Origin of the sequence: Micromonospora sp. NPDC047707 (assembly GCF_040704235.1) — a bacterium.
In the GTDB taxonomy this organism is placed as follows: domain Bacteria; phylum Actinomycetota; class Actinomycetes; order Mycobacteriales; family Micromonosporaceae; genus Micromonospora.
Map to the genome: position 1 here is coordinate 61,644 of NZ_JBEYSU010000016.1, position 16,155 is coordinate 77,798.

16 protein-coding genes and 1 tRNA gene are annotated in these 16,155 nt (G+C 71.3%); 7 read left to right on the top strand and 10 right to left on the bottom strand.

The window, feature by feature from the left end; translation table 11 throughout:
* Positions 1–44: 44 nt before the first annotated feature.
* The 3 genes from AB0873_RS18775 to AB0873_RS18785 form a co-directional block, all read right to left on the bottom strand.
* Entirely contained in the window at positions 45–1,172 is a 1,128-nt protein-coding gene (locus tag AB0873_RS18775; protein ID WP_366600968.1) for a PP2C family protein-serine/threonine phosphatase, read from the bottom strand.
* Positions 1,173–1,272: 100 nt separating this feature from the next.
* Positions 1,273–1,902 carry a septal ring lytic transglycosylase RlpA family protein gene (locus AB0873_RS18780; protein ID WP_366600969.1) on the bottom strand — a complete coding sequence of 210 codons (630 nt, stop codon included), beginning with the start codon at positions 1,900–1,902 and terminating at the stop codon, positions 1,273–1,275.
* 245 nt (positions 1,903–2,147) lie between these two features.
* Positions 2,148–4,337, bottom strand: coding sequence for a N,N-dimethylformamidase beta subunit family domain-containing protein (locus AB0873_RS18785; protein WP_366600970.1), 2,190 nt, complete (start codon positions 4,335–4,337; stop codon positions 2,148–2,150).
* Between the two features lie 196 nt (positions 4,338–4,533).
* On the opposite strand from AB0873_RS18785, the gene AB0873_RS18790 reads away from it, so the two are divergent.
* The gene (locus tag AB0873_RS18790) at positions 4,534–5,085 is read left to right on the top strand and encodes a phosphoribosyltransferase (protein ID WP_366600971.1); all 552 of its coding nucleotides are present in this window, start codon (positions 4,534–4,536) and stop codon (positions 5,083–5,085) included.
* A gap of 192 nt (positions 5,086–5,277) precedes the next feature.
* On the top strand, positions 5,278–7,272 hold the full coding sequence (locus AB0873_RS18795) for a cell wall-binding repeat-containing protein (protein WP_196255798.1): 1,995 nt from the start codon (positions 5,278–5,280) through the stop codon (positions 7,270–7,272).
* A gap of 93 nt (positions 7,273–7,365) precedes the next feature.
* Here AB0873_RS18795 and AB0873_RS18800 read toward each other — a convergent pair whose 3' ends face one another.
* The gene (locus AB0873_RS18800; protein ID WP_366600972.1) at positions 7,366–7,716 is read right to left on the bottom strand and encodes an alpha/beta hydrolase; all 351 of its coding nucleotides are present in this window, start codon (positions 7,714–7,716) and stop codon (positions 7,366–7,368) included.
* Positions 7,717–7,798: 82 nt separating this feature from the next.
* Between AB0873_RS18800 and AB0873_RS18805 the strand changes: the two genes are divergently transcribed.
* Positions 7,799–8,230 carry an ASCH domain-containing protein gene (locus AB0873_RS18805; protein ID WP_366600973.1) on the top strand — a complete coding sequence of 144 codons (432 nt, stop codon included), beginning with the start codon at positions 7,799–7,801 and terminating at the stop codon, positions 8,228–8,230.
* 8 nt (positions 8,231–8,238) lie between these two features.
* Here the strand turns inward: AB0873_RS18805 and AB0873_RS18810 are convergent, their stop codons facing one another.
* Both AB0873_RS18810 and AB0873_RS18815 read right to left on the bottom strand, forming a co-directional pair.
* Positions 8,239–9,132: an LLM class flavin-dependent oxidoreductase gene (locus AB0873_RS18810; protein ID WP_366600974.1), complete on the bottom strand. Its 894-nt coding sequence runs from the start codon at positions 9,130–9,132 to the stop codon at positions 8,239–8,241.
* An 89-nt stretch (positions 9,133–9,221) separates the two neighbouring features.
* Positions 9,222–9,653, bottom strand: coding sequence for a cell wall-binding repeat-containing protein (locus tag AB0873_RS18815; RefSeq protein WP_366600975.1), 432 nt, complete (start codon positions 9,651–9,653; stop codon positions 9,222–9,224).
* Between the two features lie 167 nt (positions 9,654–9,820).
* Here AB0873_RS18815 and AB0873_RS18820 point away from each other — a divergent pair, with 167 nt between their 5' ends.
* Positions 9,821–10,690 (top strand): AraC family transcriptional regulator, encoded by an 870-nt coding sequence (locus AB0873_RS18820; RefSeq protein WP_366600976.1) that lies wholly within the window; start codon positions 9,821–9,823, stop codon positions 10,688–10,690.
* Between the two features lie 49 nt (positions 10,691–10,739).
* On the opposite strand, the gene AB0873_RS18825 is transcribed toward AB0873_RS18820, so the two are convergent.
* Positions 10,740–10,904, bottom strand: coding sequence for a hypothetical protein (locus AB0873_RS18825; RefSeq protein WP_366600977.1), 165 nt, complete (start codon positions 10,902–10,904; stop codon positions 10,740–10,742).
* 432 nt (positions 10,905–11,336) lie between these two features.
* Here AB0873_RS18825 and AB0873_RS18830 point away from each other — a divergent pair, with 432 nt between their 5' ends.
* Positions 11,337–11,717, top strand: a complete 381-nt coding sequence (locus AB0873_RS18830; protein ID WP_366600978.1) for a YciI family protein — start codon at positions 11,337–11,339, stop codon at positions 11,715–11,717.
* Positions 11,718–11,745: 28 nt separating this feature from the next.
* Complete coding sequence (locus AB0873_RS18835) at positions 11,746–12,990, top strand: DUF6596 domain-containing protein (protein WP_366600979.1); 1,245 nt, start codon at positions 11,746–11,748, stop codon at positions 12,988–12,990.
* A 177-nt stretch (positions 12,991–13,167) separates the two neighbouring features.
* Here the strand turns inward: AB0873_RS18835 and AB0873_RS18840 are convergent, their stop codons facing one another.
* The 3 genes from AB0873_RS18840 to AB0873_RS18850 all read right to left on the bottom strand — a co-directional run bounded on the left by AB0873_RS18840 (position 13,168) and on the right by AB0873_RS18850 (position 14,847).
* Positions 13,168–13,695: a GNAT family N-acetyltransferase gene (locus AB0873_RS18840; protein WP_366600980.1), complete on the bottom strand. Its 528-nt coding sequence runs from the start codon at positions 13,693–13,695 to the stop codon at positions 13,168–13,170.
* Positions 13,696–14,049: 354 nt separating this feature from the next.
* Positions 14,050–14,391, bottom strand: coding sequence for an HIT domain-containing protein (locus tag AB0873_RS18845; RefSeq protein ID WP_155329519.1), 342 nt, complete (start codon positions 14,389–14,391; stop codon positions 14,050–14,052).
* 382 nt (positions 14,392–14,773) lie between these two features.
* Positions 14,774–14,847: transfer RNA gene (locus tag AB0873_RS18850), tRNA-Gly, on the bottom strand.
* A gap of 272 nt (positions 14,848–15,119) precedes the next feature.
* Between AB0873_RS18850 and AB0873_RS18855 the strand changes: the two genes are divergently transcribed.
* A complete protein-coding gene (locus tag AB0873_RS18855; protein WP_155329520.1) occupies positions 15,120–16,121 on the top strand; it encodes a zinc metalloprotease in 1,002 nt (333 codons plus the stop codon).
* The last annotated feature ends 34 nt before the right edge of the window (positions 16,122–16,155 follow it).

Genomic DNA, 16,155 nt, shown 5'->3' on the forward strand with positions numbered 1-16,155 from the left:
GTGCGCCGGCACGGACCGCAACGGGGTGGAAACGCCACGGCAACTCAGCCCTCGGCCGCGCCGACCTCCCAGCTCGGCACGGCGGCGGTCACCCCGCTGCGGGCGCCCGTGTACTCCATCAGCACCAGCGCGATGTCGTCGTCGAGCCGGCCGTGGACCCACTCCACCAACGCCGTCTCCAGGGACGCAAGCCCGTCGGCGACCGTCCCGTGACCGAGGAGCCGCCAGGCCCGGTCGGCGGTCGGGAAGAACTCCCCGTCCCTCCGGGCCTCGCCCAGCCCGTCGGTGAACAGCAACAGCCGGTCACCCGGTTCCAGCCGCTCGACCCGCGGCCGGACCACCGGCATGAACCCCAGCGGCGGCGCCGGGGCCGGCGGTTCGAGGGGGATGACCGCGCCGTGGCGCAGCAGCAGCGGCGGCGGGTGCCCGCAGTTGACGATCGTCAGCGTGCCGCCCCGCTCCTCGACCAGGGCGGCGGTGACGAAGTCCTCGTCGCCCACGCTGCGGGCCACCGCCCGGTCCAGGTCGGCGACGACGGCCCGCAGGTCGGCCCGCTCGTACGCCACGTGCCGGTACGAACCCAGGACGATGCTCGCCAGTCGGACCGCGTCCAGGCCCTTGCCCCGGACGTCACCGATGATCATGCGTACGCCGTACGGGGTGTCGAGCGCCTCGTACAGGTCCCCGCCGATCTCCGCGGTGGCGGTGGACGAGATGTAGCGGGCGGCGACCGCGAGGGACCCCACCTGCGGGCCGAGCGGACGGAGCACCGCCTGCTGGGCCACCGCGGCGAGTTTCGACAGCTCCGCGATCTGCTCGGCCTGTCGCTGCCGTACCGCCGCCGTGGCCGCGGCGAGCGCCGTGCCCAGGGCGATCCCCGCGACCGCGACGGCGGTGGAGAGCGAGACGGTCTGCTCGCCCAGCGCGAAACTCGCGCCGAGGACACTGGCGGCTCCGCCCACGCCCAGCACGACCCGCCACGAGGCCAGGGCCGCGGCCAGGAAGGGCGCGGCGACCATGAGGGCGATGTAGTTCGCACCCCGGCCGTCCGCCAACTCCACGGCGGACACGAGCGCGAGCAGGCCGAGGGCCGCGCCGAGGCCGGCGCGGGATCCGGGGCTCAGTGGGCCGCGGCCCGACTGGAAGGCGTGCGTGCGTACGAGGGACAGCATGCCTGATCGACGTGAAACGGTGAATGAACCTGGCCCGACGTCCGAGGTGGATCTGGCCGGGCGGTCCCCGCCACCGGCCCGATCGCCGTGCCGCACCCGCTCAGCCCAGCACCTCGTACCGGACCTCGACGTGGCCCGCGTCCAGGGAGGCGATCGCCGCGAACGCCGCGCGGGACAGGTCCAGGCACCGGCCCTCGATGAACGGGCCGCGGTCGTTGATCCGGACAGTCACCGACCTGCCGGTCGCCGGGTTGGTGACCCGCACCTTCGTGTCGAACGGCAGGGTCTTGTGCGCGGCGGTCATCGCCGACGGGTCGAACGTCTCGCCGTTGGCCGTGAGCTGCCCCTCCGAGTAGAAGGAGGCGCCGCAGGAGCCGGTGTCCACGACCGGACGGGCGGTGCTGGATTTCTTCGTGGCGGTCGGCTTCGGCGTGGCGGTGCGCGGCTTGCTCCGCGACGGGGCCTGCGTCGAACGGGTGACCTTCGGGCTCGCGGTCGGGCTCGGGGAGGCGCTGGTGCTCGGCGACGCGGACGGCGAGCCGGGGTCGGCGCTGGTCGCCACGCCGGTGGGCGCCAGGTCAACGGCGGCCGGACGCTCGGTCTCCGCGCCGGCGGTCAGCTGCACGGCGCCGACGGTGCCTCCGACCGCGAGGAGCACACCGAGCGCGGCGGTGGCCGCGATGCCGGTCGGGGAGGAGAACCTCCGGGGACGCGAGTGCCTGCCAGCCACCAGCCCGGTCCTTTCGTCATCGGAACAAACCGGGTCGGACCGTAACGAGAGAAGCACTGCCGAAGTCAACGTGATCATGAAGGTATGGTCGGAATTGCGGTGGAACGTGTAGCCGATCATCCGACCCCGACTGGACCGCTCAGCCAACCCGTGAGCTGCGGAAACAACGCCGAGGCGGAGGCCGGCGGGTCCCGGCGGCGGCTGGCGGACCGAGGTGTTCCTTCCGGCCCGCCAGCCGGCTGTGATCAGTCGAGGTGCATCGGCTCCGGGACCGCCGGCGCGGGTCGGGTGCGCTCCATCGGCGCCGTCGTGGCCCTGACCGCCGGGCCGGGCTCCAGCATCCGGTCGAAGACGTTGCGGAAGAGGGTCGACATCGCCGGATCGCTGTCGAGCGCCGCAACGAAGGAGATCGAGGATGCGCTGAAGACCAACGCGCCGTTCGGCTTCTCGATGAACACCATGGCCGCGCCGCCGCCCGGGTTCTGCCCACGGGCGATCACCTGGCTCTCGGTCGCCTCGCCGGCCAGGCCGACCATCGCGTCGGTCTCCCAGCCGCTCGCCGCGCCGTTGTAGCCGTCGCGACCGAAGGTGCTCCCCACCTTCAGGCCCGTGCCGGCGAGGAGTTCGTGGTCGCGCACGACCTTGTATGAGGCGTACGTGCTGTGGTTCGAGTAGTTGACACCGACCAGCTGGGAGGCGGGCAGTCCCAGCGCCGTGTAGACGTCGCGCAGCCCGTCCGACTTGCGATATGTCACCACAGTGCGGCTGGCGTCGACCTGCACCCGCTCGTACAGGCCGTTGCCGCCGGCATAGACGATCCGGCCACCGCCGGCCTGGTAGTTGACCAGGTTCTGGCGCATCGCGTCGGACCAGTACTCCGGGTGGCTGGCCAGCACGAGGACCCGGTACTGCGTCAGCCACGTTCCGGAAGCGTGCAGGTCCATGTCCTCGTAGCAGTCGTACTCGAGGCCCTGCCGGGTCAACCAGCGCAGCAGCATCAGGTCCGAGAAGAGCGTGTGGTCGCGCATTGCCGGGTCGTCGACGTTCCACTCCGACGACGGCCGGCGGGTGGTGAACGGACGGCGACCGGCCAGGTCCTTGCAGTACTGGCTGTGTCCGCCCCAGGTGTTGTACGCGTTGTAGGTGAAGGTGGGCAGCAGGACCGCGATCGGGTTGGTCACCTGAGCCGGGCGGACGACGAACGGCACGTACCGGCGGAGCCGGTGCGGCCCCTCAAGGCGGGCCGCGTAGAGACCCGGCTTCCAGGTGCCGGGAATCTGCTGGGTGATCCGGTCCGCCCAGCCGCAACCCGCTTTGACGAACCCGGGTGGAAGCTGCTGGATGCCTCCGGCGACCGGGATCGGGCCCGTCATGACCGTCGGTTCGCCGGTGTTCGGCGCCAGGCGGACCAGAGACGCGGTGAGCGACGTAAAGCCCGTCGACACCGCCACCCGGACCGTCTCCCCCTGCTTGACGCTCGGGGTGTTGGGGTAGCCCTGGAGCGCGGCCTGGCTCTGCATGGTCCAGCCGCGCCCCACCTTCGACGCCACTCCCTTGTTGGCCCAGACCACCCGGTTGTCCGGACCAACGGACCGGTAGTTCAACACGCGGTACTGGAGAAGGGTGCCGGTCTGGGTGCCGGTAGGCGGGTCCGGGGGAACGGCGTACAGGATGCCCTGGCCGGCGAACCACAGACCGTCGTTGTAGGCCATGTCGCGGAACCCGCTACCGAACTGGAAACCGGAACCGGTCGCCCACCGCGGGCCGCCCAGGTGGCGGTACCAGTGGAGGTTGCCGTAGCGGTAGGCGTAGATGACGTTGAATTCGTCCGCCTGGAGTACGCCGCCCTGGAATCCGCTGCCGAGGTACTGCCCCGCGGCTGCCCATCTCCGCAGCGCCGGGACGTAGTGGTGCCAGTACAGCCGGCCCTTGTTGTCCTGGCCGTAGATACTGCCGTTGAAGCCGGCCAACCGTGGGTAGCGGTCGAAGCCCCGGCCGACCTCGCCCTCCTCGATCCACGATCCGGCACCGGAGAGCGAGTCGGTGAGCGCATACCGGTGGAGGTGGACCGTCCCGTCGGCCCGTACGCCGTACAGGGACCCATTGGTGCCACCGAACACCGCCCGGTACTCGTGCCAGCCCGAGCCGATCCGCCGGCCGGAGCCGCTTGCCCAGGTCGCCGTCCCGGTCTGCCACCCCAGGTGCCGGTACCACAGCAGGCCGCCGTCGGCCTGGATGGCGTAGATGACACCGTTGCCGCCGCCGACCAGCCGGATGAACCGCTGCTGGGGGTCGATCGTGACCGCCTGGGCCTGCTGGGCCGACGCGGTGCCGGGATCCACCATGAGCATCGGTGGCACGGCGGCCGCGATGACCGCCCCGTTGCGGAGCACCCGGCGTCGCGAGACTCCGTCCGGATTCAGCTCGTCAGACATGACTGTCCCCCTCAGTCGCTCGGATCGTGGAGGACCCTAGAGTGAGGCGGGCTCGCGTACCGACCCGTGGAGCAGGACTGGGCGCGGAATCAGCCGTCGCACGGCAAGGTTCAATCCGAACGAACTCTCCTGATCGGTCGATCAGCCGATGCCGGATCTCCCGGGCGGACCGTCCGGCCTCCGGCAGGATGGTGAGGTGGCTACCGACCTGCGCGACCGCCTCATCGCCCGCTGTCGCTGGATCGACCCCGGGCCGGGCTCCACGCACCTGGTCAGTGACGTGTCCGGCTGGTGGCGCGACGCGGACCTGCTCGCTGCCCTCGGTCCGGCGCTCGTGGAGCCGTTCCGGGCCGCCCGGCCGACGGTCGTCGTCTCGCCGGCGGTCACCGGGTTCCTGCTCGGACCCCTCGCCGCGACCGCGCTCGGCGTGGGCTTCCTACCGGCACACAAACCGGGCGACGGCCGCCTGCCCGCCGGTCCGCTCACCTGGGCACAGAGCCCGCCGGACTTCCGCGGCCGGCGGGTCGACCTGGCCGTCCGGGAGCGGCACCTGGGACGGGACGACCGGGTGCTGGTGGTGGACGACTGGGTGGCCACGGGCGCGCAGGTCCGCGCCCTCTACGACATCTGTGCGGCGCGGGGCGCGGAAACCCTGGGCACCTCGGCGGTGGTGGTCGACTGCCCGCCGGAGGTCGCCAGCGAGCTGCGCGTCCGGGGTCTGGTCGCCGGCGCCGACCTGGCGAGCTGAGAGACTCGACGCTTGAGCTGGGCGGGAGTCCACGGCCCGGCCTCGCGGCGCCCGCAGGTCGGTCTTGGCCGGTTCCGCGACGTGGGACAGCGCGGGCTGGCCCACGTCCTCTACAGTGAAGCGGCGCCGCCCCGGCCGTTCTCCGGCCCCCGATCCCATAGCTGCGGCGCGAATCGATCTCGAGGAGCTTCCTTGCTTCGATCCTCCCTGTCGCGCCGTTCGGCAGCGTGCGCCACGCTGCTGGCCATCGGCGCCACCACGCTGTTCGGCGGCGCGAACGCCGCATACGCGACCCACGGCCCGAGCGGTGTCCTCACCTCGAGCAACGGCACGTTCACCATCGCTACCACCAGCGGCGCCCCGATCGTCTCCGAGGATGGCTACACCATCTCGGACGCGGCCTGGTCGCCCGACGGCAGTCGCGCGGTCTTCATCAACGACCAGGGCGACGTCGCGACGATCGGCAAGTCCCCGCTGGCCGGGGCCGCGATCGTCTACCCGATCGACCAGAACTTCGACGGGGTCGAGCGCGCCACCCCGGAGTGGGTGGGTGACGGCTCCACCGTGATCTGGGCCGAGCGGGCCGCCGGAGGCCAGTGGCAGATCCAGGAAGCCCTTGCCGGCCAGGACTGGGGGTCCGTCCGGCGCTCGCCGAACGACGGCAAGCACTACCTGGAGCCCGACACGAACGGCGGCCAGCGGATCGTCGTGCAGCGGCAGAGCGACGCTGGCGGCAACCCGAGCGGCACGCCCGAGATCGGCTTCCTGGACGGCAGCAACTTCACGCTGATCGCCACGGACGCGGCCAGCCCGACCATCTCCGCGAACGGCCAGAAGGTCGCCTTCATCCGCGGCGGCCAGGTGTGGACCGCCAACGCGGCCGGCGGCACCGAGGTCCAGGTGACCTCCGGCGGATCCGCCAAGTCGGACCCTGTGCTCAACGCCGACGGCACGCAGGTCGCCTTCGCGCAGGGCTCGGCCATCGCGACCGCGCCGACCACCGCCGGCGCCACCCCGACCGTCGTCAATGGCCTCTCCGGGGTGCCGGACTACCGGCCCGCCAAGAAGGACCGGGTGGTCCGGCTCGCCGGATCGGAGCGGTTCACCACCGCCACGGCGATCTCCCAGTCGCACTGGGCGACCCACAGCAACGCCTCCGACGCGCGGGCCAAGGCCAACGCCGTGGTCCTGTCCCGGTCGGACAACTTCGCGGACGCGCTCGGTGGGTCGGCGCTCGCCGCCGCCAAGAACGGTCCGCTGCTCATGACCAAGCCGGCGGGGCTGCACCCGGCGACGGCCGCCGAGCTCACCCGGGTCCTCGCGCCTGGCCGCACGGTCTACCTGCTCGGCGGGACGGGCGCGCTCTCGACCGCCGTCGAGAACCAGGTGAAGGCGCTGGGCTTCCCGACCGTACGACTCTCCGGTGCCGACCGCTACGCCACCTCGATCTCCATCGCGAACGCCATCGACCCGACGCCCGACATGGTGCTCGCGGCGACCGGCGCCAACTTCCCGGACGCGCTCGCCGCCGGTGCCGCCGCCGGTGCGCAGAACCTGCCCGGCAAGGGCGTCTCCGCCGTCGTGGTGCTGACCAAGGGCGGCGGCCTCACCCCGGCGACGAAGTCCTACCTTGACGCGCTGCCGGACAGCACCGGGATCTTCAGCGTTGGCGGCTCCGCCGACCTGGCGACCCAGGCCTACCTGCCGGCGTCGTTGGTCGGCACCGATCGCTACGAGACGGCCGCGCTGGTCGCGTGGGTCTTCTTCGGCGGCTACAAACACCTCGGCGTGGCGACCGGCGGCAACTGGCCGGACGCGCTCTCGGGTGGTGCCCTGATGGCGTCGCTCGACGCCCCGCTGGTGCTGGCCCCCGGCAACGGCGCGCAGGTCGGCTACTACATGTGGGAGGTCGGCGACGAGCACGCCGGCTCCATCCACACCGGCATCATGTTCGGTGGTTCCGCTGTGCTCAACGACATCCAGCGGGACGGCCTCGGCCTGACCATCAGCGGTCCCGCCGGCTTCAGCACCGCCGGCAACCCGACGGACGTGCGGCGCGCCACCACCGGCGCCCAGGACGTCACCGCCAAGCGGGGAGCGGCTGCGGCCGATACTCCGCGTACGGTGGCGGACTTCAAGGCGGCCGCGGAGGCTGCGGCGAAGCGGTTCGCCGAAAAGCACCGCTGACACCGGCTACAGCAGCGGGGCCCGGCCGATCGGCCGGGCCCCGTCGCGTTGTCGGGGCGGGTGTTGCTCCAGCACCTCTGGCGGGTGGCGTCGTCAGTGCGCGAGCGCCCGTCCGGCCAGGAAGTCCTCAAGGGCGGTGCAGACCCGTCCGAGCGCCTCGGCGGAGCGGGCCAACGGCCCCGGCACGATCAGGGAGTGGTCGGCGTCGGTGATCTCGACCACGTACGGGGTGAGCCGCTGGGCGAGTGGACCGTTCCAGGACGAGTCGGCGGTGCCGCCCACCGGCAGGAAGGGCGCGGTGGCCCGATCGAGGGCGTCGACCACCTCGGGACGGTGCAGCAACGACGTCAGCCAGACGGCGGGCAGCCGCGCTCCGCGGCCAGGGAGCGCGTACCACGTGTCGTAGCCCCGACCCGGGATGAGCGCTACCCGCCGATCCGCCATGTTCGCCCTGTGCCCGCGGATCCGTCACCGTACCGTCGCACCGGCCCGGCCTGGGGCGGCGGCCGCCGGTAGCCTCGGCAGGATGTGGCCTCGCATCGGTGGACTGCGCACGCTCGACCTCGGCACGCCCGGAGAGCTGCGGACGTACCTGAACACGCTCGTGCTCGCCGGAGTGAAGCAGGCTACCGCCGGGCTGCTCAGCGAGTACGAGCGCGAGGGCGAGGAACTGGAGCACGTCGGTGAGCGGCTGGCGCTCGTCGACGACCACGACGGGCTGGTCGCCGTCGTGCAGGTCACCGGTGTCGAGGTGGTCCGCTTCGCCCAGGTCTCCTGGGATTTCGCCCGCTCCGAGGGAGAGGGTGACGCGTCGATCGAGGAGTGGCGGGCCGGTCACCAGCGCTTCTGGGCCCGGGCCGGCACGCCCGTCGACGACGACACCGCGATCGTGTGCGTCCGCTTCCGGCTGGTCTCCGCCGGACACGGCGGCATCACCACCGGCGACCTCGGCACGTAACGGCGCGTTCACCCAGTCGCACCACGCAGCTCGGGTAGGAGGCGCGTGGCCACGTCCACCAAGACGGCTTCCTCCCCCGCATACCAGCTGCTCTCCCGGGGCCAGTGGGTGATCACGTCCGTAAAGCCGAGCGCTGCGGCGCGGTCCACCTGCTCAGCGAAGAAGTCGGCGCTGCGCAGCGAGAACACCGGCGCGGCATCCAGCGACAGATACCGGTCGAGCGTGGCCGGGTCACGGCCGGCCGCCGCGAGAACCTCGCCCATCCGGGCGGCCAGGTCAGCCACGCCGCCCCACCAGGTGTCCAGGTCGTCACCGCCCGAGCCGGTGGTGACCCAACCCTGGCCGAAGCGGGCGACCAGCCGCATCGAGCGGGGACCGTTGGCGGCGACCACGAACGGCACCCGTGGGGTCTGCACGCAGCCGGGATTGTTGCGGGCGTCGACCGCGGCGAACCAGTCGCCGTGCCACGTCGTACCGTCCTCGCGCAGCACCAGGTCGAGCAGCTCGACGAATTCGGTGAACCGGTCCACCCGCTGACGCGGCGGCAGGGTCTGCCCGCCCAGCACGGCCGAGTCGAACCCGATACCGCCCGCGCCGAGGCCGAGCAGGACCCGCCCGGCGGACACGTCGTCGAGGGCGGTGACCTGGCGGGCGAAGGCGGCCGGGTGGCGGAAGTTCGGCGAGGCGACCATGGTGCCCAGGCGGATCCGGCTGGTCACGGTCGCCGCGGCGGTCAGCGTGCTCATCGAGTCGAACCACGGCCCGTCGACCAGGTCCCGCCAGCCGAGGTGGTCGTACGTCCACGCGTGGTCGAAGCCCCACTGGTCGGCCCGCCGCCAGCGACGCGCGGCCTCCGACCAACGCTGGTCCGGAAGGATCACGATGCCGATCCGCATGATCACACCCTAGCCGTCGCCCGACCAACGAGGAGTCTCCGACGAGGAAGGGCCCGGCCGCACCACGGCCGGGCCCTTCCTCTCTGATGGAGCGATCAGCGCAGGGCGTCGAGGCCCACCCGCGCCGTCCTGGCGGCCTCGGCCGCCTCCTCGGCGGTACGAGGCTGAGCGGTCTGCGTGCCCGCCGCGCGCAGACCCGCGCCGCTGCGAGACGCCGCGAGGTCGGTCGGGTTGTTGACGAACCCTGCGCCGAGCGGCCCGCTGATCCAGTACCGGGCCTGGTCGCGCTGCCGATCGGTCACCACCCCTGCTCCGCCGAAGATCAGCACCTCCCGGGTGGGTCCGGCGGACTGACCGAGCAGGTAAAGAGCGTCGAGACCGAAGTCGGTGGCCGTGCCCGGCGTGAGCATCAGCGGGCCGTTGAGCAGGCCCATCAGCGCACCACCGGCGAGGGCGTCCGGCCAGTTGATGCCGGTCGCGACCCCGACGGGGTCCGGCCGATCCTCCGGACCCCGTCGCGTTGCCACGTGTTCACGTACCGCTTCGACCCCCCGGTTGACGGAGGGCAGGACGAGATGCGGATCCTCGACCGGAAGATCCGACTCATGCAGCCAGGCGTGTGATCGGATCGGACCGCAGCGGTCGGGCGCGGCCCGGGGTCGTTCAACCAGGCTTGACGGCGAAGGGAGGCCTCGTGATCCCGGCACTCAACCGGCTTGTCGACCTGGTCGAGAAGCACCTCACCGACGAGTTCGACGTCAACGGATTCGCCACCGCGCTCGGCACGACCGAGTACCACCTGCGCCGGATGTTCTCGTCGCTGGCCGGCATGCCGTTGTCGGAGTACGTGCGTCGGCGCCGCATGACCGTCGCCGCTGCCGACGTCGTCCGGGGCGAGGACGACCTGTTGAGCATCGCCGTCCGGCACGGGTACGGCTCGACCGAGGCGTTCGGCCGTGCGTTCCGGGCGGTCCACGGCGCCGGCCCCGGTGACGTTCGCCGCGACGGAGGCCCCCTTCGCACACAGTCGCAGCTCAGGTTCCGCCTGACCGTCGAAGGGAGCACTGCCATGGACACCCGTATCGTCGACCGACCCGCGTTCCGGCTCGTCGGACACGCAGCCCGGGTTCCGCTGATCCACCACGGCGTCAACCCGCACATCCAGCGGCACATCACCGCACTGCCGCCGGAGGAGCACGTCCGGCTGAAGGCCCTCGGTGACACCGAGCCGGGGGGCCTGCTGCAGGTCAGCGACGACCTCGACCCGGACGGCACCGAGGGCAGCGAGCTGACCTACCTGCACGGGGTCGCCGTCGACCGGGACACCCCGGCCCCCGACGATCTCGACGTCATCGAGGTGCCGGCCGGCATGTGGGCCGTCTTCCGCACCGCCGGGCCCCATCCGCAGGCCCTGCAGACGACCTGGGCCGCGACGGCGACCGAATGGTTCCCCTCCAACCCGTGGCGTCTGCGGCCGGGTCCCTCGATCGTTGCGGTCCTGGAGCGCGCGGACGACTTCAGCACCGCGACCTGCGAGCTGTGGCTACCCGTCGAACCGACGTGACGGACCGCGAGGCTCACAGTCATGAGGACTGCTGCCGGTCGCCGTGCCGTCAGTGGCAGACGATGCCCAGCGGCACGACCAGGCAGCACGAACCAACAACGGCCAGGACGAGCGCGGCAGCCGCCCGGGACGCCCAGGCCGCCCGGCTGCGGTGGCGTCGGGTGACCGGAAGGGTCTGCTCCACGGCGACGAAGCTGATCCATGCGAGGGCCATCAACGGCAGGTACAGGTCCCAGACCGGATCCGCGAAGGCGCTCGCGTTGCCGGCGGCCCCGTAGTTCGGGCACTCCTCTCGGCGGGTGATCGGATCCAGGCCACGATCACGGCCACGAGGACCAGGCCGCCCGCCAGGAAGGACCAGAAGCCGGCCAGCAGCGACGGGCGCACGCGATCATCGTCCACGGGGCCACAGTAGGCGCCTCTCAAGCGGCTCATTCCCCTTGCTGGGTGCCCAAAGACCGCGGCGAAGGACGAGGTCGGTCCTTTCCTCAGTCGCCACGCCCCCGGGGCTGCGAGGGGAAGGAAATTCCGGGATGGTGTCGTATCGAGGCGCAGCCGTTCGTGGAACCAGTGTGCGGCGGCCGGCCGGCCGCCGGACACGAGGAGTCGGGAGGGGCCCTCGTCCGGGGACCGAGAGGAGACGACCATGACGGAGTACCTGATCACCTTCAACGATGAGTGGGTGCCCGACCACACGGCGGAGGAGCTGCGCGAGAAGGGCAGGGCCGGCCGCGCGGTGATCGAGGAGATGCGGGCCGCCGGTGTCCTGATCTTCAGCAACGGCGGGCTCGACCGGTCCACCGCGGTGTGCAGTGTCGAGCCGGTCGACGGCAAGCCCGTCTTCACCGACGGTCCGTACGTCGAGACCAAGGAGCACCTCGGCGGCTTCGCCGTCGTGGACGTGCCCGACGACGCGGCGGCGCGTTACTGGGCCGGCAGGCTCGCGACCGTGCTCGACTGGCCGCAGGAGGTGCACCGGTTCCGAGGTCCCGGGGAGGCCCGGCGTGACGGCTCCGGGGAGAAGTGAGCGCGGTGCCGTCCGCGCTGCTGGCACCGTGGCTGGTACCACCGTGGAGCAGGCGATCACCCGTGTCCACCACGAGGAGTGGGCGCGGGTGGTCGCCGGCCTCGCGCGCCGTTTCGGCGACCTCGACGTCGCCGAGGAAGCGGCGGCCGAGGCGTTCGTAGCGGCTGCTGAGCGGTGGCCGCGCGAGGGCGTACCGCCCAATCCCGGCGGATGGCTCGCCACCACGGCGACCCGCAAGGCAATCGATCGGCTCCGTCGCGAGTCGCAGCGCGACGCCAAACATCAGGAGGCCCGGCTCGTGTACGACGACACCCCTCCTGATCCGACCGGCCCGGTCGAGGACGACCGGCTCAGACTGGTCTTCACCTGCTGCCACCCGGCGCTCGCGATGGAGGCCCGAGTGGCCCTCACCCTGCGTCTGCTCGGCGGCCTCACCGTTCCCGAGATCGCCCGCGCCTTTCTGGTGCCGGAGACCACGATGGCGCGACGGATCACCCGCGCCAAGGCGAAGATCAGGACGGCACACATTCCCTACCGGGTGCCCCGGGCCGACGACATCCGCGAGCGGCTCGCCGGCGTGCTGGCGGTCGTCTACCTCGTCTTCAACGAGGGCTATCTCGCCAGCGAGGGGGACGACCCGGTGCGCGTCGACCTCACCGATGAGGCGATCCGCCTGGGCCGCCTGCTCCGAATTCTCCTGCCGGACGACGGCGAGGTAGCCGGCCTGCTTGCCCTGATGCTCCTCACCGACGCCCGGCGGCCGGCGCGCGTGTCCCGCACCGGGGAGCTGGTGACCCTCGACGAGCAGGACCGCGGCGCATGGGACCGCACCCTCATCGCCGAGGGCAACGCCTTGGTCCGCGAGCGGCTCGCGGCGGTGGCGGCCGGCGGTGCCCCACCCGGGCGCTACCAGCTGCAGGCCGCGATCAACGTGGTGCACACGGATGCCCCGTCCGCGCGGGACACCGACTGGTCCACGATCGTCGCCCTCTACGACCGAATGGTGCTGCTCGACCCCTCGCCGATCGTGCGGCTCAACCGGGCGGTCGCGGTCGCCGAGGTCGACGGCCCCGCGGTCGGGCTCGCCGAGATCGACCGGCTCGCCGAGGTCCTCGACGGCTACCACGCCTTCCACGCGGCGCGCGCCGACCTGCTGCGGCGACTCAGGCGCGGCGGCGAGTCGCGGGCGGCGTACGACCGGGCCATCGGCCTCGCCGGCAACCCCGCGGAGCGGGCCTACCTCACCCGCCGCCGCGACCAGCTCGCCGGCTGACCGACACGTGGAGGCTTCCCGCACCGTCCGCGACGGATGAGGGTGTACTGACCGCAGCATCATCGAAGGCCCTGGCTGGGGCTCGCGTCCTTACCCGGGGCCCTTTTCGGATGGAGCGGCCGCAGACCGCCGGGGTGGCGGCGGGCGCAGGAACCCGCTGCGGGTGATGGGACTCAATCATCTCCGCGCGCTGCGGAAGTCCTGGTAGCCCAGGATGTGCACCTTCTGGGACGGGTTCAGGGCATAGGGTATCGCCTTGCCAGTCTCGGTGAACCCGAGCTTGCGGTAGAACGCCCGGGCCCGGGGATTGCCCTCGTGAACGCCGAGGGTCAGCGACGCCACGTCGATGTGGTCGCTGGCGAAGCGGATCGCCGCAGCCATCAGGGCGACGGCGGGTCCAGCCGGGCCGCGGTGCGCCGGGGTGACGTAGACCGCGTGGACGTGGGCGTGGTCGGGGACTTCGGCAAGCGGCGCGACGGCAGCCATCCCGGCCCAATCGCCTGCCTCGTCGGTGGCAACGAATGTCGCTGACGAGGCGGAGTCGGCTTCGCGGGCCGCCTCCTGCTGCCAGACGGTGTCGCTGAAGGCGGTCGCCTCGGCGAGTGGCGTGCTGAACGCGGTCGGTGCGTCCTGAAGTGCCTCCAGCCGGATGGACTTCAACTGCCGCCATTCTCCGGCGACTATGCGGCGTATCTGGTAGATCATGAAAGTCCATTCTCGGTGCGTGGCGGAGCCCAGTGATGCAGTCTGCTAGAGGCCCATTGCCGAGGGGCCTCTCGGAGTTGAAGCCAGGCGCCGCCCCGGTCAGGGACCGGGCACGTAGCGGGCACGGCCGACGCAAGAAGCGGTAGCAACGATCGAGGCCCCAGCCAGGAAACCTGTCCTGAACTGGAGCCTCACGTTGGAGCGGGTGACGGGAACCGAACCCGCACTGTCAGCTTGGGAATTGCCGATGTCCGCCTGTCTAGCGGGTTGGCCACCTGGTCCCGGCGGTCCCTCATGGCCTCGGCTGGCCCCGGCCTGTCCTCGCCCAATGGCACGCTAATGGCGCCGCCGGCCCTAAGCAGTGTCGGGCCGGAGAGGCGCTCCGCTGCAGACGTGGAAGTGCAGATGTTTCGAGTCTTGGTACCGGCCGAGGTTGGTCAGCACCCGGCAGGCACCCTGCTCGCGCTCGACGCGGGCGGCGACCTGGCGGACCACCTCGACGACGCGCTGCAGGAGATCCTGGCTGGCATCACCCAGGTCCACCAGGGATGGCACGTGACGCTTCGGCACCACCACGATATGCACCGGCCAGAAGGGCCGGGTGTGCTCGAAGGCCAACACGTCCTCGGTTTCCACCACCACGGTCACTTCGGTACGGCCACTGAGCGCCTCGTCGCAGTAAAAATCCTCGGTCATCGCACCCGTTCCCTGGAGCCCTGGCCTGCCACTCATCTCATGATCTTCGGGGTCCGTCACGCTAGCACCGTGCCATGGTCGTCACGAGTCGCCGCAAGCCTCGCTGGGAACAGGCGGAGACCGACGGAGGGCCTTGGGATGAGAAGAAGATCAGAGCGGCAGGACGTCGACAGCCCGTCGTTCAGCTAGGCGTCGTCCGTATAGTCGAGCCGCATGATCCGCTCGACGAGGACAACCGCCTCGTCCCGGGTCAGCTTCGCATGCAAGATGCCCCTCCTCCGACCGGGGCTGATGGCACGCCAATGGCACGCCGAATGATCGTTGATCCTGGAACATCGAAAGGCCCTGGCTGGGACTGTCGTCCTGGCCAGGGCCTCGATCGTGGAGCGGGTGACGGGAATCGAACCCGCACTGTCAGCTTGGGAAGCTGATGTTCTGCCATTGAACTACACCCGCAGGCGGCACCACTGTACCTGAGGCCGCGCCCTCCGTGCACCCAGGTACCTGGCGACACGGCCGGTGCCGCCGAGCGGGTGCGCCCGGGGGTCGGGACGGGGTGGACAGCAGCCCCTCGAACATCGATCATGAGTCGACCCATGACAGGAAAAAGTTTCTTCCCGGCAACATATGGCCGTTCTCAAATCTGTCGATGGGTTGTAACGTCTGCCACACGTTTCCAGCCACGGCGCGACACACCCCCTGCCGCGCCGCCAGAAAGAGGTGGGCCCATGGGACTCAGTCCCAACCTGCTGACTCGTCGTAACGCCGGCATCGCGTCGACGTCGTTCGCCCTGCTCCTCGGTGTCGCCACGGTGGGTCTCCTGCCGACCGCCGCCCCCGCCAGCACGCCGCTCGCCGCCCCCGCGGCGAGTGAGGTGTGCGAGCCGGCCGGCGCCCTGGCGAAGTCCAAGAAGCGCCCCGGTGGTGTGACCAAGCACGACCCGAACCAGCTGACCCTCGCCCAGGTGCACACGCGGGAGGCCGAGCTGGCCGACCTGGTGCAGGAGCGCGCCAAGCGGAACGGCCTGCGCTCGCAGACCACCGCCGCCGCCGCGTCGATCACCATTCCGGTGGTGGTGCACGTGATCCAGGAGGACAGCACGCGCGCCGGCGGCAACATCCCGGACTCGATGATCACCTCGCAGATCAACGTGCTCAACCAGTCGTTCAGCGGGGCGACCGGCGGCGCGTCCACGGCCTTCGCCTTCTCGCTTCAGAAGATCAACCGGGTGACCAACCCGAGCTGGTACCCGATCGTGCAGGGCTCCTCGGCCGAGCGGTCGATGAAGACCTCGCTGCGCACGGGCGGCAAGAGCACGCTCAACGTCTACCTGGGCGCGCTGGGCGACGACCTGCTCGGCTGGGCGACCTTCCCGAAGCGGTCGCTGGACAAGATGGACGGCGTCGTCGTGCTGAGCGAGTCGCTGCCCGGCGGCAGCGCGACCAACTACAACCGCGGCGACACCGGCACCCACGAGGTCGGCCACTGGCTGAACCTCTACCACACCTTCCAGGGTGGGTGCGGCGGCTCGGGTGACAGCGTCAGCGACACCCCGGCCGAGGCCTCCCCGGCCTTCGAGTGCCCGACGGGTCGCGACACCTGCACCGCGCCGGGCCTGGACCCGATCACCAACTTCATGGACTACACGTACGACGACTGCATGTACCAGTTCACGCCGGGCCAGGCCAGCCGCATGCTGACCGCCTGGAACGCGTACCGGGCCAAGTAGCTCCCGGCGTACCCGATCCGGTGCCGGCTCCGAA